General features: G+C 71.5%; 20 protein-coding genes. 5 read left to right on the top strand and 15 right to left on the bottom strand.

What is annotated here, in order from left to right; translation table 11 throughout:
* Positions 1-100 precede the first annotated feature (100 nt).
* Positions 101-580 carry a GNAT family N-acetyltransferase gene (locus ACFYWX_RS41905; RefSeq protein ID WP_389430481.1) on the top strand — a complete coding sequence of 160 codons (480 nt, stop codon included), beginning with the start codon at positions 101-103 and terminating at the stop codon, positions 578-580.
* Between the two features lie 13 nt (positions 581-593).
* On the opposite strand, the gene ACFYWX_RS41900 is transcribed toward ACFYWX_RS41905, so the two are convergent.
* Entirely contained in the window at positions 594-728 is a 135-nt protein-coding gene (locus ACFYWX_RS41900; protein WP_389430480.1) for a hypothetical protein, read from the bottom strand.
* A gap of 173 nt (positions 729-901) precedes the next feature.
* Between ACFYWX_RS41900 and ACFYWX_RS41895 the strand changes: the two genes are divergently transcribed.
* On the top strand, positions 902-1,516 hold the full coding sequence (locus ACFYWX_RS41895) for a class I SAM-dependent methyltransferase (RefSeq protein ID WP_389430479.1): 615 nt from the start codon (positions 902-904) through the stop codon (positions 1,514-1,516).
* Between the two features lie 19 nt (positions 1,517-1,535).
* Here ACFYWX_RS41895 and ACFYWX_RS41890 read toward each other — a convergent pair whose 3' ends face one another.
* Positions 1,536-2,036, bottom strand: a complete 501-nt coding sequence (locus ACFYWX_RS41890) for a DUF402 domain-containing protein (RefSeq protein WP_389430477.1) — start codon at positions 2,034-2,036, stop codon at positions 1,536-1,538.
* A complete protein-coding gene (locus tag ACFYWX_RS41885; RefSeq protein WP_389430475.1) occupies positions 2,017-2,946 on the bottom strand; it encodes a GNAT family N-acetyltransferase in 930 nt (309 codons plus the stop codon). The genes ACFYWX_RS41890 and ACFYWX_RS41885 overlap by 20 nt, the downstream gene beginning before the upstream one ends.
* 71 nt (positions 2,947-3,017) lie before the next feature.
* Here ACFYWX_RS41885 and ACFYWX_RS41880 point away from each other — a divergent pair, with 71 nt between their 5' ends.
* On the top strand, positions 3,018-3,386 hold the full coding sequence (locus ACFYWX_RS41880; RefSeq protein WP_389430474.1) for a GntR family transcriptional regulator: 369 nt from the start codon (positions 3,018-3,020) through the stop codon (positions 3,384-3,386).
* A 42-nt stretch (positions 3,387-3,428) separates the two neighbouring features.
* Here ACFYWX_RS41880 and ACFYWX_RS41875 read toward each other — a convergent pair whose 3' ends face one another.
* On the bottom strand, positions 3,429-4,202 hold the full coding sequence (locus tag ACFYWX_RS41875; protein WP_389430473.1) for a DUF72 domain-containing protein: 774 nt from the start codon (positions 4,200-4,202) through the stop codon (positions 3,429-3,431).
* A gap of 29 nt (positions 4,203-4,231) precedes the next feature.
* Positions 4,232-5,326, bottom strand: a complete 1,095-nt coding sequence (locus tag ACFYWX_RS41870; protein WP_389430471.1) for a DUF5925 domain-containing protein — start codon at positions 5,324-5,326, stop codon at positions 4,232-4,234.
* 197 nt (positions 5,327-5,523) lie between these two features.
* Between ACFYWX_RS41870 and ACFYWX_RS41865 the strand changes: the two genes are divergently transcribed.
* Positions 5,524-6,942: a xylan 1,4-beta-xylosidase gene (locus ACFYWX_RS41865; RefSeq protein ID WP_389430469.1), complete on the top strand. Its 1,419-nt coding sequence runs from the start codon at positions 5,524-5,526 to the stop codon at positions 6,940-6,942.
* A gap of 17 nt (positions 6,943-6,959) precedes the next feature.
* Here ACFYWX_RS41865 and ACFYWX_RS41860 read toward each other — a convergent pair whose 3' ends face one another.
* The 6 genes from ACFYWX_RS41860 to ACFYWX_RS41835 form a co-directional block, all read right to left on the bottom strand.
* Positions 6,960-10,646 (bottom strand): lipopolysaccharide biosynthesis protein, encoded by a 3,687-nt coding sequence (locus ACFYWX_RS41860; RefSeq protein WP_389430467.1) that lies wholly within the window; start codon positions 10,644-10,646, stop codon positions 6,960-6,962.
* Positions 10,639-11,439 carry a polysaccharide deacetylase family protein gene (locus ACFYWX_RS41855; protein ID WP_389430465.1) on the bottom strand — a complete coding sequence of 267 codons (801 nt, stop codon included), beginning with the start codon at positions 11,437-11,439 and terminating at the stop codon, positions 10,639-10,641. Before ACFYWX_RS41855 ends, ACFYWX_RS41860 begins: the two co-directional genes overlap by 8 nt.
* A complete protein-coding gene (locus tag ACFYWX_RS41850; protein WP_389430463.1) occupies positions 11,436-12,458 on the bottom strand; it encodes a glycosyltransferase family 2 protein in 1,023 nt (340 codons plus the stop codon). The genes ACFYWX_RS41855 and ACFYWX_RS41850 overlap by 4 nt, the downstream gene beginning before the upstream one ends.
* A complete protein-coding gene (locus ACFYWX_RS41845; protein ID WP_389430462.1) occupies positions 12,455-13,276 on the bottom strand; it encodes a glycosyltransferase family 2 protein in 822 nt (273 codons plus the stop codon). The genes ACFYWX_RS41850 and ACFYWX_RS41845 overlap by 4 nt, the downstream gene beginning before the upstream one ends.
* Before the next feature lie 328 nt (positions 13,277-13,604).
* Positions 13,605-14,699, bottom strand: a complete 1,095-nt coding sequence (locus tag ACFYWX_RS41840; RefSeq protein ID WP_389430461.1) for a GNAT family N-acetyltransferase — start codon at positions 14,697-14,699, stop codon at positions 13,605-13,607.
* 1 nt (position 14,700) lies between these two features.
* A complete protein-coding gene (locus ACFYWX_RS41835; RefSeq protein ID WP_389430459.1) occupies positions 14,701-15,135 on the bottom strand; it encodes a hypothetical protein in 435 nt (144 codons plus the stop codon).
* A 197-nt stretch (positions 15,136-15,332) separates the two neighbouring features.
* Between ACFYWX_RS41835 and ACFYWX_RS41830 the strand changes: the two genes are divergently transcribed.
* Complete coding sequence (locus ACFYWX_RS41830; protein ID WP_389430457.1) at positions 15,333-16,139, top strand: SGNH/GDSL hydrolase family protein; 807 nt, start codon at positions 15,333-15,335, stop codon at positions 16,137-16,139.
* A 3-nt stretch (positions 16,140-16,142) separates the two neighbouring features.
* On the opposite strand, the gene ACFYWX_RS41825 is transcribed toward ACFYWX_RS41830, so the two are convergent.
* The 4 genes from ACFYWX_RS41825 to ACFYWX_RS41810 all read right to left on the bottom strand — a co-directional run bounded on the left by ACFYWX_RS41825 (position 16,143) and on the right by ACFYWX_RS41810 (position 22,677).
* Entirely contained in the window at positions 16,143-17,723 is a 1,581-nt protein-coding gene (locus tag ACFYWX_RS41825) for a protein kinase (RefSeq protein WP_389430455.1), read from the bottom strand.
* Positions 17,724-17,781: 58 nt separating this feature from the next.
* A complete protein-coding gene (locus ACFYWX_RS41820; RefSeq protein WP_389430453.1) occupies positions 17,782-19,509 on the bottom strand; it encodes a nickel transporter in 1,728 nt (575 codons plus the stop codon).
* Positions 19,506-21,014, bottom strand: a complete 1,509-nt coding sequence (locus ACFYWX_RS41815) for a tetratricopeptide repeat protein (protein ID WP_389430451.1) — start codon at positions 21,012-21,014, stop codon at positions 19,506-19,508. The genes ACFYWX_RS41820 and ACFYWX_RS41815 overlap by 4 nt, the downstream gene beginning before the upstream one ends.
* 154 nt (positions 21,015-21,168) lie before the next feature.
* Positions 21,169-22,677 (bottom strand): DUF4331 domain-containing protein, encoded by a 1,509-nt coding sequence (locus tag ACFYWX_RS41810; RefSeq protein WP_389430449.1) that lies wholly within the window; start codon positions 22,675-22,677, stop codon positions 21,169-21,171.
* Positions 22,678-22,873: the final 196 nt, after the last annotated feature.

Below are 22,873 nucleotides of genomic sequence, written 5' to 3'. Positions count from 1 at the left end.
GCTAACCGGGGGCTCAGGATGCGTGGTCGAGCCCACCGTGGGTTCAGACCCGGGCCCGCCATGCTCCCGCCCGCGGGCAGGTGTCGATAGCGTTCAGGGTGTGACCGATGCAGAAGAGCACCCGTTCGTGGAGATTCGCGTGGCGGTTGACGCTGACGTGGCGGAGGTGAAGGACGTCACCGACGCCGCCTACCGGCACTACATCGGGCGTATCGGGGTCGTGCCGCAGCCCATGGAGGCGGATCACGCGGCGAATGTGGCGGCGGGGAAGGTGTTCGTCGCCGAGGAGGCCGCGACCGGGCGGGTGGTCGGGCTCGTCGTGGTCGAGGTGCGCGAGGACCATCTGTTCCTCGACAGCGTGGCCGTTCGGCCCGACGCCCACGGGAAGGGCGTCGGGCGGCGGCTGTTGGGGTTCGTGGACGAGCGGGCGCGTGCGTCGGGGGTGTCTGAAGTCAGGCTCTGTACGAACGCGATGATGTGGGAAAACCAGAAGATCTACCCGAAGTACGGCTACGAGGTCGTGGAGCGGCGCGTGGACGGGGCATACGACCGGATCCACTACCGCAAGCGACTGGGCTGACCCGTCGCACGGGTCAGCCGTCCGGCCACCAGGTGCGTGCGATGTCCTTGCGCACCTCGGGGCGCCCGGCAGGACGCTCGTCGGCCTCCTCGCGGACCCGGCGGGTCTCCGCCTTCTTCAGGGGCTTCTGCACTGTCATGCGGCGCATGGCTGCCTCCTTCAGGGGCTACCGGGTTCCGCGCTTTCACGGAGGTAGACCCTTTCCGGGAGGGTTCCTCATCGACCACTGTTCTGTCAGTGGCGGTTGTCACGATTAGGCTGTGGATTCGGTTGGATTCCGTCGGAATCGGGTTGTCAGTGGTGGCTGTCATCCTTGGCCGCATGAGCAACGACAGTGACGCAACGGGTGCGGTGCGTGTGGACTGGGACGCCCAGGCCGCCGCCTTCGACGACGAGCCGGACCACGGCCTGCGCGATCCGATCGTGCGTGCCGCCTGGGCGGACCGGCTCCATGCCTGGTTGCCCGAGCGCCCCTGCGACCTCCTCGACCTCGGCTGCGGCACCGGCAGCCTGTCGCTCCTCGCCGCCGAGCGGGGACACCGCGTGACGGGAGTGGATCTGTCGCCCGCCATGGTGGACCTCGCCCGCGCCAAGCTCGCCGGCCGTGACGCCGTGTTCCTGCACGGTGACGCGGCGGCGCCCCCGGTGGGCGAGCAGCGCTTCGACGTGGTGCTCGTACGGCATGTGGTGTGGACGCTGCCGGACCCCGGCCGTGTGCTGCGGCACTGGCGCGAGCTGCTGCGCCCGGGAGGGCGGCTCGTCCTGGTCGAGGGGGTGTGGGGGACGGTCAGCCCGGCCGGCATACCTGCCGGCCGGCTCACCGCACTGCTCACCCCGCTCGCCCCGCACGTGCGCGTGGAGTCCTTGACGGACGACGCGCGGTTGTGGGGGAGAGCGGTGGACGACGAGCGGTACGCGGTCGTGGCCCAGCTGTGAGACGGCCCCAGACCGGGCGTCACGCCAGCAGCGCCTCGAAGTCCCTCCCGCGTGCCAGCGCCTCCAGTTCGTTCAGGGCGGCCACCGCCTCGGCCGCTGCCTGCGGATCCTTCTCGGTGAGGCCGCTCTCCTCGAACTCGTCCTCGTCCAGACGTCGTATGTCCGCGCCGTCGGCGGAGCGCCACAGGTCCAGGTCGAGATCCTCGACGACCAGCTCCGTGCCGGAGAGGGTGGCGGGGCGGGCGATGTCGCAGTACCAGCCCTTGAGCACACCGTCGGGGCCGCGCACCTCCATGATCGCGTACCAGCGGTCCCGCCAGTAGTACTCCGTGAAGACGTCACCGGGCTCGAAGCGGACGAAGCCGAAGTCGCGGACGGTGCCGCCCGCGAAGGGTGCGCGGACGACGATCCGCGTGCCGTCGTCCCTGAGCAGTTCGGCGGGATAGCGGATCTTCGTACGGCCGGCCTTGACGAGGACGACGTCGACGAGCCGGGCGGGGTCAGGCGAGTTCACGGGCATAGCGCACCTCGGTCGCACAGATCTCGTAGCCGAGCCACGTGTTGATCGCCAGCATGGGGCCGTTCCCGGTGTCGTTGCCCGTGTACGCGTCCGTGTACCCCTGGGCGCGGGCGCGATGCAGGGAGTGGGTCTTGGCGAGCTTGGCCAGACCCCGGCCGCGGAAGGCGCGGGCCGTGCCGGTCATGCCGGTGGTGTAGCGGGTGACGCCGTCCGTCCGGGCCGCGGTGAAGGCGGCGGGACGGCCGTCGACGACGGCCACCGTGGTCAGGTCGAGGTTGAACAGCGGGGCGTTCCAGGTCTCCTCGAGCCAGACCTCGTAGTCCGTGAACTCGGCGCCGACGTCGCTCGGTTCGTCCGCGGTCGTCTCCGCGTCCAGCTCGAACAGCGGGCGCGGGTCGTCCGCGAAGTCGGCGGCGGTGCGCAGCTCGACACCGGGCGGGGGGTCCTGGAGCGGCGGCAGTGTGCCGTCGGTCAGGTCGAGGCGGAGGAAGTGGGCGGAGCGGCTTGCCTTGTAGCCGCGCCGTTCGGCGAAGGCGCGGTTGTCCGGCTCGTCCAGGACCCAGGCGAACAGCTCGGTCGCCCCGAGCGCGGCCAGGTACTCCTCGCCGGCGCGGGCCAGGAGGGTGCCCGCGCCCCGCCGGGTGTGCCCGGGGTGCGCGTACACGTTCACGAAGCCCCGGCCCGGCTCCGGGCTGTCATGGGCGAGGCCGACCTGGGCCGTGCCGATGATCTCGCCGTCCGCCTCGGCGAGAAGCTGGCGGAAGCGGGCGTCGGGGTGGGCATGGGTGAGGGCGTGGACCACGGACTCCGGGGTGGACACCATGAAGGGCAGGGCCAGCCGCCGGACTCGGACGAAGTCCTCGGCGTCCGCCGGTACCTCGGGGCGCAGGTCGCGCACGATGACGGTCATGGGGGCGCACGTTACGTCGGGGGCGTGCACGGATGCCTCCCATTTTCCCGCGGGTACGGGACAATCGGCGCGTGACCTTGAAGATCCACATCAATGAGAGCGCACCGCCGTACGAGCAGGTGCGGGCGCAGATCGCCGAGCAGGCGCGGTCGGGGGTGCTGCCGGTCGGGTACCGGTTGCCGACGGTGCGGGGGCTGGCCGAGTCGCTGGGGCTGGCGGCGAACACGGTAGCCAAGGCGTATCGGGCACTGGAGAGCGACGGGGTGATCGAGACGCGGGGGCGCAACGGAACGTTCGTCGCGGCTGCGGGATCGGCGGCCGAGCGTGAAGCCGCGCTGGCCGCACAGGGGTATGCCGAGCGGGTCCGGCGTCTGGGGCTCGGTGAGGATGCGGCGCTCGCCGCTGTGCGGGATGCCCTGCGGGCGGCTTACGGGGAGTGAGGGGAGTGCGACCGCTGACGTCGCCCGGCCGAGAGGAACTGCTCAACCCCTCGCCGGCACCGACTCCGGTGTCCTCGTCACCGTCAAGCCCGCCTTCCTCGCCGTCCTCCCGAACATCATCGCGTCGGCCACCGCCGCGCCATGGGGGTCGTTGTTGAAGTACGTGTAGACGTCGCAGGTCCTGGGGAAGGCCGTGGCGATGCGGTCGGTCCAGGTTTCCAGGGAGCGGCGGCCGTAGCGGGGCCAGGACTGGGCGCGGCCCTGGTGGAAGCGGACGTAGCCCCAGTCGGTGGTGCGCCACAGGGGCGTCGCGGGCCGGGCGAGGACGTCGGCCCAGCACAGGGCCGCGCCACGGGACTCCAGGACGGCCCGCACCTCGGGTGTCCACCAGGACTCGTGCCGTGGCTCGACCGCGATGCGTGTGCCGGACGGGAAGTGGGACAGGCAGCTGTCGAGGAGCTCGGCGTCCGCGCGCAGGGTGGGTGGGAGTTGCAGCAGGACGGGGCCGAGGCGGTCGCCGAGGCCCGCCGCGTGGGTCATCAGGCGGTGCACCGGCTCCTCGGGGTCCCGCAGCCGTTTGATGTGGGTGAGGTAGCGGCTCGCCTTGACCGTGACGACGAAGTCACCGGGCACCCGGTCCCGCCAGGACTCGAACGTCTCGTGGGACGGCAGCCGGTAGAACGCGTTGTTGATCTCGACCGTGGCGAAGTGCGCCGAGTACTCCTCCAGCCACAGCCGCAGGGGCGTCCCGGCCGGGTACAGGACGTCCCGCCAGTCCTTGTACTGCCACCCCGACGTACCGACGAACAGGGTCATACGTCCATCAAAGCACCGTACGGCGGCCCCTACAGGTACAGCCCCGCGTCCGCCCGGCCCCGCGGCTCCGGCAGCGACGTCGGGGACGTGCCCCTGCGCAGCGCGTACAACTCCGCCAGGGTCGCGCCCTCGGGGCCGACGCCCTCCTCGGTACCGAGCCAGTCCACCGACTCCCGGCGGGTCAGCGGCCCGACCTCGATACGGGCCAGACAGCGGCCGGGGCGGACGACGGCGGGGTGCAGGCGCTCCAGGTCCTCGTTGGTGGTGACGCCGACGAGGACGTTGCGGCCCTGGCCGAGCAGGCCGTCGGTCAGGTTCAGCAGGCGTGACAGGGCCTGGCCCGCCGTGTGCTTCGCCTCGCCGCGGATCAGTTCGTCGCAGTCCTCCAGCAGGAGCAGCCGCCAGCGGCCCTTGCCCGTCGAGTCCTCCTCGCCGATCGCGATGTCCATCAGATAGCCCACGTCGGAGAAGAGTCGCTCGGGGTCCAGGACGCAGTCCACCTGGCACCAGTCCCGCCAGGAGCGGGCGAGGGTGCGCAGCGCCGACGTCTTGCCGGTGCCGGGCGGGCCGTGCAGCAGGAGCAGCCGGCCGGCGATGTCCTCCGGGGTCGTCCCCATCAGGCGGTCCATCGCGTCGGCGACGGGGGCGGTGTAGTTGTGCCGCACATCGTCCCACGTACCCGCGGAGATCTGACGCGTCGTGCGGTGCGGGCCCCGCCTCGGGGACACGTACCAAAAGCCCATCGTCACGTTCTCCGGCTGCGGTTCGGGCTCGTCGACCGCGCCGTCCGTCGCCTCGTCGAGGACCTTGGCCGCGAGTTCGGCGCTGGTCGCGGTCACCGTGACGTCGGCGCCCCGGTTCCAGCGGGAGATCAGCAGCGTCCAGCCGTCGCCCTCCGCCAGTGTCGCGCTGCGGTCGTCGTCACGGGCGACGCGCAGCACGCGCGCCTGTGGGGGCAGCAGGGTCGCGCCGGAGCGTACGCGGTCGATGTTCGCCGCGTGCGAGAACGGCTGCTCACCCGTCGCGAAGCGGCCGAGGAACAGCGCGTCGACGACGTCGGACGGGGAGTCGGAGTCGTCGACGTTGAGCCGGATCGGCAGGGCGTCGTGTGGGAGCGCGGACATGCGCACATGATCCGGCACGCGGGCCCCGTGTGCACCCGGTTTCCAGGGTGCGTGTGGCGTGTCGGGTGTGTTCCCGGGCGCCGAGGACGCGCCCCTCCCGTCCGCCGGGTCGTGCGCCCGGCCTACTGCCCCTGTTACCGACCCGTGCGCCCACGCACCCTGCCCCCGGCCGACCCCCGCCGCTACTGTTGTCCATGATGGGACGTCATGGGTGGAATTCGGGGGACAGGCGGTGGCGGCTCACCGCGCTGCTCGGTGTCGGCGTGGCCGCTCTCGCCCTGCTGGTGACGCTGCTCAACACGCTGCCCGGCGACGGCAGCACCGCGGGCACCACACGAGACGGCGACAAGGTGCACGGCACGCCCGTCACCCCGTCGACCGACCTGGCGGAACCCGACGTGGGCTGGGGCTTCACACACACCCAGTTCAGCGCCGACGAGGGCAGCTCCGCCGCCACCGAGCGGGCCGAAGGGCTGCTGAAGAAGATCCCGCTGCCGCAGAACCAGCACATCATGGGCTGGGGCGCCGACAACCCGGAGCCGGTGAAGGGGCGTTACGACTTCGCCGCTCTGGACCGCCGCATCGACTTCATGCGGGCCTCCGGCGGCACCCCGGTCATCACCCTGTGCTGCGCACCGGACTGGATGAAGGGCGGCAGGTCGGGCGTCGGCAGTACCGACTGGAGCAAGGCAGCGCTGGAGACCGCACCCGAGCCCGAGCACTACGCCGACTTCGCCGCGCTCGCCGCGACCGTCGCCAAACGCTATCCGGACGTACGCCACTTCATCGTCTGGAACGAGTTCAAGGGCTTCTGGAACAACGCGGCGGGCCGCTGGGACTACGAGGGCTACACCCGGCTGTACAACCTGGTGTACCGGGCGTTGAAGAAGGTGAACCCCGACATCCTCGTCGGCGGGCCGTACCTGGTGATGGACAGCCTCGACCCGCGCGCGCCCGAGGCGTCGAAGACCTTCAAGGGCGTCTGGGGAGCCATGGACCAGCGGGTCCTCGACGCCTTCGCCCACTGGAACAGGAACAAGGCGGGCGCCGACTTCGTCGTCGTGGACGGCTCCAGCTACACCAAGGACGACGAGCTGCTGCCCGACGAGTTCGCGGCCACCGACAAGCTCACGGCCGTCGGCCGGTGGGTGCGGCGGCAGACGGGCGACCTGCCGCTGTGGTGGGCGGAGTACTACGTCGAGCCCGCCGACGGCAATGACGACCGCAAGGGCTGGTCCGAGTCCCGCCGCGTCGCCGTCCAGGCCGCCGGAATGATCGCCATGGTCAAGGGCGGGGCCACCTCGGGCTTCTACTGGAACCCGGAGGAGGAGAAGGGCCCCGCCTGCCCGGGCTGCCTCTGGACACCCACGGACGGTGGCGACGGCGGGAAGAAGCTGGCGATGTACGACCTGCTCTCGCGGTTCGGTGCGGAGTTCCCGCCGGAGACGGACTACGAGACGGTCTCCGTCGCCGCGGACGACGTGCCCAACGTCCGGGTCCTCGCGACGGACAGGGTGGTGCTGGTGGTCAACACCCTGGACCGGCCGATCAGCGCGAACATCGACGGCAAGCGGTTCGAGATGCAGGCCTACGAGGTGAAGTGGCTCACCAGATGAACCGGTGAGCCACCCGGCTACTTCATCGTCAGGAACCGCTGCACCAGCGAGGCCGACAGCACCGCCAGCAGCGGCAGTGAGAACCAGAAGCTGCTCTGCAGCCGGCGCAGTTGCCTGACGCCCGGCCGCGCCGCCACCCGGACCACCTCACGCGCCGTCAGCAGCACGATCAGCGCGCATGCGGCGAGCGCCCCGACGACCGACCAGGGCGTCCACGTGACCTGCGGTCCGATCGGGCCGGGGTCGGCCTTCGCGACCTTTCCCTCGGGCCGCTTCCTCAACGCGTACATGGTCACGTCGTCGTTGACGAGAACCTTCTTCAGCTCCTGCCGCTTGTCCAGGTTCCGCACCAGGCGCGGCTCCCAGGTCTGCGAGTAGCCCACGTCCAGCTGGAGGTAGGTGACCTGGCTGCGGTTGACCATCAGGTACGAGTTCGGCCCGGCGTCCTTGAGCGCCTTGACCAGGCCCGACACCAGCACCGGGTCGCTGGGGGCGAGCGTGGGCACGTACTGCACCTTCTCCATGTCCTTCGCGCCCCACGGCATCGCCGGCGTCACGTTGTTCACCGTGTCGTTGCTCAGCCACAGCAGGCGCACGGTCGGGTCGTCGTGGGCGTACACGTACTCCATGGCCGCGACCTCGCCGGGCCGGATCCGCTCGAAGGGCTCGTTGCCCCAGCGGGCGACCAGGAAGCCGCCCATGAGGATCAGACCGGCCATGAGGGCGGCCAGCGGGGCGAGGCTCACCCGGTCCTTGTCGCGTTCCTCGGCGGTGACACCGGTGCGCGGGAAGAGCGCGAGGGCGGCGAGCAGGGCCGCGCCGGGCAGGGCGAACATGAAGACGCGCAGGGCCATCTCGCCGCCGTACGACTGCATGCCGAAGCCCAGGAACGGGACGAAGGTCAGTACGAGCAGCGACCGCTCGCGGTAGCTGTGGAAGCGGCGGCGCCACCAGCCCCAGCAGGCGAAGGCCATCACACCGCCGGCCAGCAGCACGCGCGTGTACAGCACCAGCTTGTGGGTGGAACTGCCGCCCTCGATACGCCCGGACACCGACGACGACACATTGCCGCCGACCCCGCCGACCCCGCCGAAGAGCTCGTCGAAGTGCCCTGACCAGTACGGCTCGGCCATGAAGCCCACCCACGCCGCGACCAGCACCCCGAACAGCATGGGCAGGCCGCGCAGTTCGGACCGGCCGACCAGGACGAGGACCGCCAGCACACCCAGCATCACGAACGGGGTCAGCTGGTGGGCCGGGACGCTCGCCGCGAACAGGCCGATCACCACGCCGAGCAGCACGGCCTTCTGACGCCGGTCCGTCGGCTCGGCCTCGACCTCGCCGGGCCGCCGCTTCGTCCAGATCACGCCCGGCGCGCGGAACCAGACGAGCAGGATCGCGACGAACGCCAGGTAGAGCAGGTAGGTGAAGCCCTGCGGGGAGAAGTAGTCCTGGCCGACCCAGCCGCTGAGCACGAACACCCAGATGCCGGTCCACTTCGCCCGCCAGCTCGCCCGCATCGAGCGCACCAGGAGGAACATCGGGGCGAGATACAGCAACTGGATGGTCAGTGGCCACCACCGGATCACCTCGGTGAGGTCGGTGACCCCGCACGCCTTCAGCACGAACGCGGCCGCCGCGAAGAAGCCCGGCCAGCTCCAGCGGGCGTCCAGGTCCGGTACGGCGGACCCGGTCCGGTCGATGTAGTCGAGGAACCCGAGATGCTGCCAGGCGGTCGCGAAGCGCGGCTCGGTCTCGATGACGGCGGGCAGCGCGTGCAGCGACACCACGGTCGTGAGCAGCGTGAGCAGCAGCAGCGCCCGGTGCTCCCGGCGCAGCCACAGCAGCGAGGCGAACACCACGACCAGGAGTGCCGCCCCGACCAGCGTGGGCAGCGGCAGCACCGAGATCAGGCCCAGCCCGCCCATCCCGTCCAGGTCGGCCTCACTCAGACGCAGTGCCGGCACCCAGTACAGCAACAGTCCGGCGGCCAGCAGACAGCCGAGAACCACGCCGAGCCGGGTGGGCAGCAGACGCTCACGCGAGGAGAGCGGCGGCTCCTCGGACACCTGTACCTCTTCCCGTACGACCTCCCGCTCACCCTCGAACGGCGCGTCCACCTCCTCCTGGGCCCGCCCCTGCTCGGCCTTGCGTGCCCAGGTGGGCACCACGGGCACGCCGGTGGGCGGGGTGCCCGGGCCGGGACGCACGTCGGGGCGTCGTTCCAGGTGCTCGAAGTCGACGTGGACGCCCAGGGCGAGGGTGTCGCCGTCGGGCGTCCAGGCGGACCGGCCCGTGGGGACCTCGCGTGCCCCCAGGTCGGCGAGGTCACCGTCGGGCGGCGCGTCCTCGGGGACGGCCGGTGCGGCCCGGACGGTCCGGTACAGCTTGGGTGCGGCGAGCGCGACGATCACCGCGAGCGAGGAGATCTCGGCGACGCCCGCACCCGTCAGACCCGTCCGGGGGAGCAGCAGCAGCGTCAGGCCGAGCACCAGCACGCACAACAGGCCCTGGAGCCAGGCGAGTCCGGCGGTGCGGCTCTGGGCGCGCAGCACCGCGAAGTACGTCTCCATGACGACCCGCAGCACCGCGCCGACCGCGAACCAGCGCAGCAGCGGGGTGGCCGCGTCGGCGTAGCCCGCGCCGAACACACCGAGGATCCACGGCGCCCCGACGAACAGCACCCCGGCGACCGGCAGCATGATCCGCGCCATGCGTCTGAGGGCCGCCCGGGTGTTGGCGGCCAGCCGTCCCGGGTCGTGCGAGCCCTCGACGGTGAGGGAGGCGCCCATGTTGATGGCGAGCAGATTGACCGTGCCGCCGATGGTGGTCGTGATGTAGAAGTACGCGTTGTCCTCGGAGCTGACCTGCGCGGCCACGATCACCGGGACCAGGTAGACCACCGCGAGCGAGAACAGCGAGCCGGTGTAGTCGCCCGCGAGGAACCGGCCGATCTCCTTCAGGGACGGCGGCTCGGCATGACCCTCGGTCGCCTCGACGTGCCGGGGCGCCAGGCGCCGGAAGACCAACCAGCCCAGCGGCACCACGGAGAAGGCGATCGCCGCGACCCACGACACGAAGACGCCGGTCGTGGGGATCGCCACCGCGAAGGCGACCAGCAGCGCCAGCTTCACCGCGGAGAACACGGTGTTGCCGACCGGCACCCACAGCGCGCTGCGCAGCCCGGTCAGCACACCGTCCTGGAGGGTGAGCAGGTTCCAGGCGACGATCGCGAGGATGAAGCCGAGCCCGTTGACCGGCCCGTGCAGGAAGCGGTACGACGGCCCCCAGGCGTCCAGCGTCAGCAGGAAGCCCGCCGCCGCCAGCGCCACCACCAGTGAACTCCCGGCGTACGTCCGGTAGATCAGGCGTCCGGTGGCCCGCCCCGCGATGGGGATGAAGCGGGCCAGCGCGCCGGTCAGGGTCACCGCGGTCAGGCCCGCGAGGAGCTTCATCGCGGCGATCGCGGCGGAGCCCTGGCCGACCGCCGACTCGGAGTAGTAGCGGGCGGCGGCCAGCCAGAAGCCCAGACCCAGGACCGCCGAGATGCCGGTGTTGAGCATCAGGGCGTAGGCGTTGCGGAACAACTGGTTGCCGCCGTCCGGGGACTTCCCCCGGCCGGGCAGGCGCAGCCGGCGTCCCGGCCGCTGCTCGGGCGCCTCGGTCACGGTCGGCGCCTGGGGCGTGGTCGTCGTGTCAGACACGGGATCGGTCGGCCTTCCGGCGGATCTGGCGGGCTCTGCGGACCACGGCGTACCCCTGGGTGAGGGCACGGTCCCGGGCGAAGGCGCGGGCGATCGAACGGCCTTCGACCAGCCGCTCGAACTCCTGCGTTCCGGTGGTGCGGCGCACCGTCACCCGGCGCAGGGCGTACGGTCCCTGGCGGCGCCGCGCGAGGTCGTTGCCGACGGCGAGCGCCTGGGCGAACCCCTGCGCGCGCACCGCCCGCCGCACCCGGCGGCTGGAGTAGCCGTAGGGGTAGGCGAACGACACGGGCAGGGCGCCCAGTTCGTCGGCGACGAGGTCCCGGCAGCGGGTCAGCTCGGCGCCCAGGGTCTCGTCTCCGAGCTGGTCGAGCTGTGGGTGGGTGTGGCTGTGCCCGCCGATCTCGACGCCGGCGCCCGCGAGGTCGCGCACCTGGTCCCAGTCGAGCATGGTGTCCAGGCCGCCGCCCATGTCGTGCTCGCCCCGCAGCCAGCCGGTCGAGACGTACAGGGTGGCCGGGAAGCCGTGCTCGGCGAGGACGGGCAGGGCGTGCCGGTGCACGCCCTGGTAGCCGTCGTCGAAGGTGATCAGCACCGGGCGCGCGGGCAGCGGCCGCCCGGAGCGCCAGCGTGCGGCCAGGTCCGCCGTGGTCAGCGGGGTGAGCCCCAGATCGCCGATGAGCGCCATCTGCTCGGCGAACGCCTCCGGCGCGACCGACAGGACGCGGGTGGCGTCGTTCGGGTCGGCGGCGACGGAGTGGTACATCAGAATCGGCACCCGCGCGTCAGTCATGTGCGTCCCCCTCGCTCGGCTCTCCCCTGGTCCGCGACCGCTTCCCCCTCGATCCGCGCCACGGAGAACGTGGCCCCGCCCCGGCGGGCCCGGACACTTCCCACGACGTACCCACCGGCCGCGGTGAGCACCCCGGTGACGATGGCAGCGGCCCGCTGTGCGCCCCCCGGCCGCGCGAGCAGCGCGTCCCGCAGTCCGCGCGCCACCCCGGCCGGCAGTACGCGGGTGGTGTACCGACGCTCGGACTCCAGGCCCTTGTCGGCGCCGACGCTGCGGGCCACCAGCGCCTTGGACAGTCCCTCGGCGTAGGCGCGGGTGCGGAAGTACCCGAAGTGCTCGCGCGCCTCGGGCACCCGGTGGTGGATCACCGCGCGGTCGTCGATCAGCAGGACCGCGTCGGGCCGGGCGCGGGTGAGGCGGATGCACAGCTCCGTCTCCTCGCAGCCCAGCGGCCGTTTGTCGCCGTCACGGCCGATCCCGGTGGCGAAGCCGCCCGCCGCGTCGAACGCAGTACGCCGGAACGAGGCGTTGCCGCCCAGGACGTTGCGGACCCGGACCCGGCCCGGGGGCAGGCCCCGGTAGGTGCAGCCGACGACCCAGTCGAACTCCTCCGGAAACCAGGCGGGCCGGCGGCCCGACGCCCAGATCGGCACCGTACGGCCGCCGACCGCCATGACGCGCGGGTCGGCGTAGCCCTCGGCGAAGTGGCGCAGCCAGTCCCGTTCGGCGACGGCGTCGTCGTCGAGGAACGCGACGACGTCACCGCGCGCGGCCGCGATGCCGGTGTTGCGGCCGGCGGACAGGCCGCGGGGGCCCGCGTTGGCGAGCACCCGCACCTGGCCGGCCTCCTTGTACTCCATCGCCAGCCGGTCCAGGAGCGCCGCGTTGTGGTCGACGACAAGGAATGTCTCCAGCGCGGGATGCGATTGCGCCCGCACCGAGGAGACCGCCGCGAGGATGTCCTCCCAGCGGCCCTCGGTGTAGACGCAGATCACGACGGAGATGTCGGGATCGCTCAAGACAGCTCTCCCCGGACCGAGTCGAGCATCCGCGCCTGGCGGGCCTGTCGGCGCAGGGCCCGCCGGTTCGAGCGCTCCGCGAGGATCACCCTGAGCACCCGCAGGCCGTCCCGCACCGCCCGCAGGTTGCTGGCGCCGTGGATGCGCAGGTACTCGTGGCTGGGGATCTCCTGCACCTTCAGCCCGGCCTTGACCACCCTGATGTTCATCAGGGTCTCGACCTCGAAGCCGGTGCAGTCCAGGTCGATCTTGTCGAGGCAGTGCCGCCAGAACGCGTTGTAGCCGTAGCAGAGGTCGGTGTAACGGGCGCCGAACTTGCGGTTGACGACCGCGCACAGGGCGCGGTTGCCCAGCTTGCGGATGAAGGTCATGTCGTCGGTGCCGCCGCCGTTGGCGAAGCGGGAGCCCTTGGCGAAGTCCGCGCCCGAGACGAGGGCACAGACGTACGACACGATCTCGTTGCCGTCGGCCGAGCCGTCCGCGTCGACCATCACGATGATGTCGCCGCTGCACGCCTCGAACCCGGTGATCAGGGCATCCCCCTTGCCCTTGCCGAGCTGCCCGACCACCTTGACGCCGGGCCACAGCTCACGCGCCACCTCGACGGTGCCGTCGGTGGAGTTGCCGTCCACCAGGACCACTTCGTGTATCCAGTCCGGAAGGGTCTTGAAGACGTACGGAAGGTTCTCCGCCTCGTTCATGGCCGGGATCACCACGCTCACCGGCGGAGTGATGGCCAGGTGCGAGGAGATGGGCCGGTACTGACCGGCGGCCATGGGATCCCGGCCGGGACCGGCCGGGTGCAGAACGGAGCTCATGAGTCTGGTCCCTCTCGTCCGGTGGACCGCCCGCCCCCGGGCGGTCCGGTTCTGTGTCCGGTTCGAAAGGGGTGGCAAAGCTAACCGGCCCCTGAAAAACGGCAGCCGGTCGCGCGGCACGGCCCGGTCACCATGTGCGGTCACCGAGCACGGCACCCCCCTACCGCGCCCCGCGCCGAAGAAGCCATCGCGGCCCTTGGTTTCCCTCCCCTGAGCCGTGGTGATGACCGTCCGATGCGGGTGAGATGTGCGATGGTACTGATTTAACCTTTATAGCAAGACCTGGAACCAGGCCTCACGGTTTTGCATGATTTGGTTGACTTGTCGATCAGTTCCGAGAACGGATCTTTCCGAGCCTTTTGAGCATTCTGTCCGCCGGCTCGAACAGCTCCGGACGGGACAGCACCGTGTTGCGCAGCGCCCGGACCGGGGCACGGCGTGCCCGGTGTCCCAGCGCGACCGGGTGACGCCGCGTCACCCACCCCTCGGACACGGAAATCTCGCGTGTCTTCAGGGAGTCCTTGTACTCCTTCTGGCCCCGGCCGAGATCCAGGTACGCGATGCCGTCGGCGGCGGCCGCCTCGGCCATGCGCAGATGCAGGACCAGCCCCGGCGAGTACTTCGAGTACGCCGGGTCGTACGCCGGGAACCAGCAGGCGAGCACCCGCTCCGTGCGCAGTCCGAAGTGGGCCGCGACCGGCCGGCCGTCCGCGTACAGCACCGACAGGATCCCGGCGAACGGCTCGGAGCGGGTGTGGAAGAGCTGCTGCACCAGCCGGGTGATCCACTCGTGGGCGAAGCGGTCGCTGCGCCCCGTCCGGCGGTACTGCGCGGACTTCCAGTCCATCAGGGTGCCCAGGGCGGCCGGATCGCGCTCGTCATGGACGTAGCGCACGCCGTCGGCGTCCCGGCCCAGCTTGCGCTCCTTGGCGAGCGTCGAGCGGGTGAACTTCGGTGACCGGCCGCGCAGTTGGCTCAGATACGCCTCGTAGCCCCGGTCGACGTCCATGACCGGGGACGGGAAGGTGCCGGAGGCCCCCGCCTCGAACGGCTCCTGGCCCTCCGTCAGGTGATCGAACTCCCATACGGCGAGCCCGCAGGCCCGCAGCAGTTCCCTGGCGTCCCAGGTGAATCCGGGCCGGTGCACCAGGCCCTGCGCGTCCGAGACGCCGAGGCCGACGGCCCGGCCGACCCCGGCGGCGGATCGCTGGAACGGGAAGAACGCCGCGGGTTCGCCGTCCTCACGGACCACCGCTATGCGCACGCCGCGTCTGCAGCGCCCCACCGCGAGCGTGAACTCGGGGGACAGGAAGGGGTTCGCCAGCTCGGGCGAGCCGTGCAGATGGGCCTTGGACTGCATGGCCGTCCACGCCGCCCGGTCCGCGGCGCCCAGTTCGCCGGCGCGGTACACGCTGATGTCCACGTCAGGAGCCCTGTCTTCTCACCGTACGGCCGCGCAGCCGCCGCACCAGAACCAGCAGGAGAGTGAGCGCGCTGATCGAGGTCACCGCCGCGATCCCGCCGTGTACCGACCACCGGTGCACGGCCAGCATGCCCTGGGCCACCAGCATGTTGACGACGACCGCGCCCGCAACGGCGGCGAGCAGACGGCCGAACGGATCCAGCCCGGACAGGGCGGCGGCAAGGGCGGCCGCCGGGGCGGCGAGCAGGAAGAACAGGGTGAAGGGGCCGCGCAGGGGAGAGTCCGAGCCGGTGAGCGCGAGGATCGCGCCGACCACCCCCACGGCCGTCGCGGCACCCGCGAGCAGCGGCGACAGGTCCCTCCCCGGCCCTGGTCGCGCCCTCGCGGCACCGTCTGTCGGAGCTGTTGAACCTGTCTTGAGCCGTATGGTCTGCATGGGCGACTTTGCCCCCTGAAGCGCCGGATGCCGGGCTTCAATGTCGCGCAGCCCCGCGGCGGGCGTCAAGACGCCCCGGGGTGGGCAGTCCCGCTGCCGGTCATCGGTTCATACTGAAAGTTTTGGCATGGACACTTCCCGTCAACACGCGTAGTTGCTACGAAAGTTGTGGCAGAGATCCTGCTAAGGGAGGTTCCATGAGACGTTCCCGACTTGCCCTGTTCCTGGGCTCGATCCTCCTCGCCGCCGGCACCGCCCTCACCGGGGCGGCCTCGGCGCAGGCATCCCAACTCGCCGTATCCGGTGGCTATGTGGCGCTCGGCGACTCATACTCCTCGGGAGTCGGCGCCGGCAGCTACATCAGCTCGAGCGGCGACTGCAAGCGCAGCACGAAGGCGTACCCCTACCTCTGGAACGCCGCCCACTCACCCTCGTCGTTCACGTTCGCCGCATGCTCGGGCGCCCGAACGGATGATGTTCTGGCGAGTCAGCTCGGCGGGCTCAACTCCACCACCGGCCTCGTCTCCGTCACCATCGGCGGCAACGACGCCGGCTTCGCCGACGTCATGACGACCTGCGTCCTGCAGTCCGACAGCGCCTGTATCTCCCGCATCAACACCGCCCGGGCGTACGTCGATTCGACGCTGCCCGGCAAACTCGACAAGGTCTACTCCGCGATCAGCGCCAAAGCCCCCAACGCCGAGGTGGTCGTCATCGGCTACCCCCGCTTCTACAAGCTCGGCACCACCTGCCTCGGTCTGTCCGAAACCAAGCGCAAGGCCATCAACGACGCGGCCGATCTCCTCGACACCGCCGTCGCCAAGCGCGCCGCCGACCACGGCTTCACCTTCGGCGACGTGCGCACCACCTTCACCGGGCACGAGATCTGCTCGGGCAGCTCCTGGCTGCACAGCGTCAGCTGGCTCAACATCGGTGAGTCCTACCACCCGACCGCCGCCGGGCAGTCGGGCGGCTACCTGCCGGTCCTGACCAACGCCGCCTGACCGTCACTCAGAGGGCGACGTCGAGGGGGAGGCCCCGTCCGTCGGGGTCTCCGTCTCGCAGGTGACCGAGAACGGCACCGACGAGGACGTCGTGTGCACCGGACTGCGCACCTCGACACTGATCTCGTTGCGGTACGTCCCGCTCTCGACGTACGGCGTCACGATCACCGTGTCCTGCTGCGACGTCCCGCCGCCCGAGGGGAACGACAGCGTCTTCCACCCCGGGTCGGAGACCTCGCCGTCCTTCGTCACCCAGCGGTAGTCGACCTCCGCGGGCAGCCGGCCGACCGTGAAGGTGGCCGTGAACGACGGCGCCTCACTGCTCGGGGGCGGACAGGTGCCCGAGTAGTCCGTACGCGTTCCGGCGAGGCTCACCTTCACGCTCTGCGGCGCCGGTGAGTCGCTGCTCCTGGTCGGGCTGGGGGTGGGACTGGGCTTCTCCGTGTCCGCCGTGCTCTTCTCCGGGCTCGGGGTGGGCGAGACGACCCCGCCGCTCTGGCTGTTGGTGTTGGCCTCGCGCTTGTCGCCGTCGCCGTCGTGGTTCAGCAGCGCGTACGTCAGCCCCGCGATCGCCAGCGCCAGGGCGGCCACCCCGGCGACCAGCACGACGGCGGAGCGGCGGTTGCGGTCCGGCCGGTCCGGCGGGACCGCGGGGACCGGCCGGGGTGGCGTCGGCGGTCCCTGCCGTGTGGTGGAGGGGCCCGCGATCGTGGGCGCGTACGCCGGCACCGTCCGGGCCGTGTCCGCACGCGGCTGCCCGCCCGCGGCGACCACGCGCAGCTCCTGTTCCGCCCGGTCGGCGGGCAGGCGCTCGGCCGGATCCTTGCGCAGCAGCCCCTCGATGACGGGGGCCAGCGGGCCCGCAAGGCGCGGCGGCGGCAACTCCTCGTCGACGATCGCGCGCAGCGTGCTGAGCGGGGTGTCGTGCCGGAACGGGGAGTTGCCCTCGACCGTCGCGTACAACAGCACGCCGAGCGACCACAGGTCCGACTCGGGACCCGGCGTGCGACCCAGCGCCCGCTCCGGGGCGAGGAACTCGGGGGAGCCGATGACCTCCCCGGTCATGGTCAACGCGGAGGTGCCCTCGACCGTCGCGATACCGAAGTCGGTGAGCACCACCCGGCCGTCGTTCGAGATCAGCACGTTGGCCGGTTTCACGTCCCGGTGCAGCACCCCGGCCTCGTGTGCGGTGCGCAGCGCGGCCAGCACCTCGGCGCCGACGTACGCGGCGCGCTCCGGGCTGAGCGGGCCCTCGGCGTCCAGCTGGTCGGCCAGCGAGATGCCGCGGACCAGCTCCATGACGATCCACGGGCGGCCGTCCTGCATGGCCACGTCGTACACCGTCACCACGTTGCGGTTGGCGACCCGGGCCGCGGCCCACGCCTCGCGCTCCAGGCGGGCGTACAGCCGCTCGACGTCCGAGGTCGGCAGCCCCGCCGGGGCCCGGACCTCCTTGACGGCGACCTCGCGGTGCAGCACCTCGTCGTGGGCCCGCCACACCGTCCCCATGCCGCCCTCGCCGAGCGGGGCGAGGAGGCGGTAGCGGCCCGCGATCAGACGTTCACTGCCCGGTTCTTCGGACACCGGCGTCCCCCATTCGCATAACGGCTCGCATCCCGGCGAATACCTCCACAAAAGTAGCTCAGCCGAGTACGGATGCCGCCCCCTTGAGCACCAATCCGACCCCGAGTGCCACGACGACCAGCGCGGACACCAGGGGGGTGGCCGTGCGCAGCAGCGTCACCGTCCGGCCGGCGGTCCAGCGCGAGCCCCGGTCCAGCAGGCGGTTCATCCCGGTTCCCAGCTTCACCACGGCGACTCCGGCCGCGGTGAGGGTGAGGGCGAGACCGACGCCGTACGCGAGGACGAGCAGCAGCCCGAACCACGCCTTGCCCAGCGCGGCGGCACCGACGAGCACGACCACGGCGGAGGGGCTGGGCACGAGCCCACCGGCGAAGCCGAGGAGGATCGTGCCGCGGAGGGTGGGGGCGGTGGCGTGGGTGTGGGTGAAGCCGCCGTGGCTGTGCTCGATGGTGTGGGGGTCGTGGCTGTGGTCGTGATCGTGGCTGTGGTCGTGATCGTGGTGGTGCTCGTGGTCGGGGGCTTCCGCGAGGCCGGGTGCGGGGGTGGGCTGGGGGTGGGAGCCGACGAGGACCAGGTCGCGTTCGGGGGTGTCGGCGGGCTTGTGGGCGTGGGTGTGGTCGTGGCTGTGGTCGTGCGGGTGGGGGTGGTCGTGACCGTGGCTGTGCCCATGGGAATGGTCGTGACCGTGGTCGTGTGTGTGCCCGTGCCCGTCGGGTCCGTGCGTGTGCCCGTGCCCGTGCCCATGTCCGTGGCTGCGGTTGCGCCAGGCCCGGCGTACGAGGGTCGCGCCCGCCACGAGGACAAGGGCGCCGCTCGCGAGGCCCAGCCAGGCGATGACCGACGGGGCGGCCGCCGAACCGGCCGTCACCAGGAGGCCGAGGGCGACCACGCCGAGGGTGTGGGTGACCGTCACCGACGCGGCCATCGGCAGGACGTCCTTGAGGCGGGCCCGGCCGCCGCGGGCGGCCGCCGTCGCGGCCATGATGGTCTTGCCGTGGCCCGGGGCCAGCGCATGCAGCGCGCCCAGGCCGATCGCGATGAGGAGGGCCAGGGCGGCGAAGCCGACGGTGAGGTGCTGCCGGGAGACCAGGTCGTCGAGGGCGCGGGTCCAGCGGTCGGCGCCGCGCGGCAGGACGGAGGCGGCGGGTGCCTCCCCGTCCTCCTGGGCGAGGGCCGGGCCGCCGGAGCGCAGGCGCAGGGACGCGGACGCGGTGTCGGCGGGGGAGGAGAGCAACTCCTCCGGGTAGGAGGTGAGTTCGCGCGAGACCGACTTCTCCGGTACGTCCGACGCGGTGAGCGTCATCCGGTCGCCGCGCGCGGTGATCTCCCGCCAGCCCGGCCCCGAGGACGCGCCCGCGCCGTGGAAGCCGAGGGCGACGGTGTCGTCCTCGGGCAGCGGGGCCGTCATCCGGCACTCCACGCGCAGGGTGTCCAGGCCGGCCTGGCCCGGACGCACCTGTGCCTTGCTGCTCGCGGCGGTGAGGGCGACGGGACGGCCGTCGACGGTGACCTTGCTGCCCTCGGCGGCGCTCGCGCACCGCTGCTTCGCCCACTCGGTCATGCCGAGCCGCTTGATGTCCGGCTGGGCCTGGGTGGCGGGGATCTCGGCGAGGTCCTCGACGTGGTCGACGCGCAGCTGTCCGGGGGCGGCGACGAGTCCGTCGTAGCGGTTGACGGTGAAGTTGCCCAAGGGGTGCGCGCTCGCGGTCGTGGAAGGGACGAGCACGAGCGCGCACCCGGCCGTCAGGACGGCCGCGCAGGAGGCGAACAGACGACGGGGGCTCACTTGTCCGCCTCCAGCGTCTTCAGCGCGCCGCGGGCGTCGCGGGCACCCAGGGGCGAGAAGCCGGGGTTCAGCTTCAGGGCCGCCTTGAGGTGGGTGCGGGCGTCCTCGGTGTGACCCGTGGCGCGTTCGATGATGCCGCGGTGGTAGAGGAACGCGGCGTTGCGGTAGCCGGTGGCCGTGGCCTGCCGGGCATAGGGGAGGGCTTCCTCGTCCTTGCCGTTGACGTGCAGGGCCCAGGCGAGGGCGTCCGCCGTGTGCACGGTGTGGCGGCGGGCCCAGTCGGCGCGGGCCGCGCGCAGCGCCACCGCCTTGTCGCCGTGGTCGGCGGCGGCGAGCGCGGTGTCGAGGTCGGCGTTGACGCCGTTGGCGCGGGCGAGGGCCGTCCAGGCGTCGACGAGGGTGTACTGGTCGCGGGCCTTGGCCTGGTCGCCGGCGGCGCCCCGCTCCTCGTAGAGCTCGCCGAGGACGACGAGGGGGCCGGGGAGCGGGAAGCGGGAGACGACCTGCTCCATGCCCTTGATCGCCCCCGCACGGTCGCCGCTCGCGGCCTGCGCACGGGCGCGGCCCTCGAGGGCGGGGAGGTAGTTCTCGTCGGCGGCGAGAGCCCGCGCGAAGTGGGTGAGGGCCGTGTCGTAGTCGCCCTGGTTCCAGGCGAGCTGGCCGAGCTGCGAGGCGACGTAGGCGATGTCGCCCGGGGTCGTGGAGCTGGAGAGCGCCCGCTCCAGGACCCGCTGGGCCGTCTTCACGTCGCCGCGCAGTTCGCGCACGTACGCGTACCGGGTGAAGACCGGGACGCCGGGGCGCCGTTCGTCGGCCGTGTCGGCGGCCTTCGCGGCGTCGGCGTAGCGGCCGAGTTCGACGAGGGCGTCGACACGGGAGGACAGGGCGCGTTCGCTGTAGGGGTTCTGCTTCAGGGCCTCATCGGCGTACTTCAGGGCGCCGTCGAAGTCGTGGCGGGCGGCGGCGAGCGCGGCGCGCCCGGCCAGGGCCTGGTCGTTGTCGGACCGCAGCTCCAGGGACTGCTTCAGCGCCTTCTCCGCCTGCGGGTAGCGCGAGGGGTCGCCCTTGGTGCGGGCCTGCTCGACGTACGCGAGACCGAGGGTGGCCCAGCCGCCGAAGTCGCGCGGCTGGCCCTTGAGATGCTTCTGCAGCGCGGTGATGCTCGCGTCCAGGTCCCCGCTGCCCAGCAACGCGGGCGAGACGGCTCCGGCAGCGGACACGGGCACAGCACCCCCACCGTCCCGCGCCGCACCGACCGCGATGGCTCCCCCGGTGAGCGCCACGGCCAGCAGCGCCGCACACCCGAGCAGCTGAGCATGCCGCCAACGCCGCCCGGCCGCGGCAACCCGGCGCACGGCGGCGACGCGTTCGTCGGGGTGGGCGGTGGGCTCTTCGGTGCGGTGTTCGTCGGCGTTCTCCGGGGACGGCATGTCGACGCTCTCCGTGGCAGCCGGCTGTGTGCCGTCGGCCTTCTCCGGCGTGTCGTCGTTGGTGCGCGGGGGCATGCCCTCTCCTCGGTCGCCTGGGGTGGATCAACGAGCTGGGTTGCTGTGTGGGGGGATTGCGGCGCGGCCCGCACCGTGGGGGATTGGATGTGCGGGCCGCGCCAGTCGATGGGCGTGCGGAGCCGGCTCAGGGGGCCGGGTTCCGAGCCCGGCTCTAGTAGGCGCTGTTCCGGCGACGCCACCACATGAGGCCACCGCCGATCAGCAGGACCCCGGCCGCGCCGACGCCCGCCGAGGCGGCGATCAGCGTGGTGTCCTCGCCGGCCGGGGTCAGCGCGTCGCCGAGCTGGCTGCGGGTTTCGGCCTCGCCCTTGGCGACCGCACCGCGCGAACCCTCCGTCGGCAGCGCGACGTACGGGAAGGACTTCTCGAATTCCTTGTCGTTCTTGTCGACCGCGTCGCCCAGGTCGTTCTTCGCGCCCAGCAGTTCACCCTCGACGACCTGGAGCGAGGCGTCGATCACGTCGTCGGTCAGCCGACGCCCGTTCGGGAAGCCCGCGTTGTCGCCGTCCAGCACACCGAGCCGCTTGGGGTCGGCACTCGGCTTGATCGAGGTGTTCAGCCGCAGCTGCTCCGACGGAGTCACGTACGGAGGCTGGTTGAGGCCCTTCACGCCCTTCAGGAACACGTCGACGAGGTCGTTGCGCGGCTCGGCGGGCGCCTTGATCTTGTAGATCGCCTCGATGAGCTTCGGCAGCTCGGGGTTGGTGACGTTCTTCAGGAACTGGCCGTCGTCCTTGGGCTCGGACGCGTTGAACTTGTCCTTGTCCTTGATGGGGTTGACGACCTCGTTGACCAGCGGGCTGCCCAGGCGCGAGACCTGCTTGTACTCACCGCGCGCGTTCTGGCGCTGCGTCGTCGACCAGATGCCCACGATCGGCTGGTGCATCGACTCGGCGATCAGCTCGGTCGGCACCTGGAGCGCGATCGAGTTGACGTTGTAGCCCTTGAGCGTGTCGTTGCCGACCTCGGACAGGTTCCCGCCGTACAGCAGGTCGAAGACGCGCAGGTCCAGGAAGAACGGGTCGTCGGCCTGCCCGGCGAAGGTCTGCGTGCCGTTGTGCAGCTTGTAGATCGCCTGGTCGCGCAGCTTCTTGTAGTCCGGCATCGACGCCTTGCCGACGTTCGACGGCGCCACGGGGACGTCGGAGGCGACCCTCGTCTTCGAGACCTCGTACCCCTTCTTCAACTTGATCAGCTCGAGGTCGTACGTCTGCGTCACGTTCAGGTCGGGGTCGTCCAGGCTCTCGACCGCGCCCGTGTTGTACAGGAAGGTCTTCTTGTTCTTGACGTGCGTCTTGAACGTGTACCGGAACAGCAGGTCGCCCTTGGCGTCACCGTTGTTGTCGATGTGGATGTCGTACTGGGCGTCCTCGGCGAACGGGAAGAAGTTCGGGCCGCCGGCCGGCTCCTCGAAGGGGATCCAGTTCGCGACGATCGTCGTCGAGTCCGGCTTGTCCGGGCTCACGAACGCGTACACGTCCGTGTTGTCGTACTGCGGGGTCCCCGAAATCAGCGGTGCCTCGCGGTGGCTGGAGGCGGAGGCCGCCTGCGGTTCCAGCGCGGAGACGCCGGCGGCCGCGATGCCTCCGGCGGCCAGCGCACCGGAGATGAGAGTTGCGACGCTCCGGCGTCCCGCGCCGCGCTTGGAAGTAGGTGTCATGCCGTCCGTCCTCAGTGCCAACTTGCCTGACGGACAGTGATACGCAGCGGAAGGCCAATCGGATTGGTCCGAGCCGAAAAACTTTTTTTCTTTCCTCCACCCGCGTTTGGGGCACGCTGATCCGTAACCCCGTCCGGAGGTGTGTTCGTTGCGAATGCCTGGTGTGACGGGAGGACGGGGCGGGTGCGGCCGCAGA

This window comes from Streptomyces sp. NPDC002888, assembly GCF_042888465.1.
GTDB lineage: Bacteria > Actinomycetota > Actinomycetes > Streptomycetales > Streptomycetaceae > Streptomyces.
This window is presented reverse-complemented; position numbering and strand designations above follow the sequence as displayed.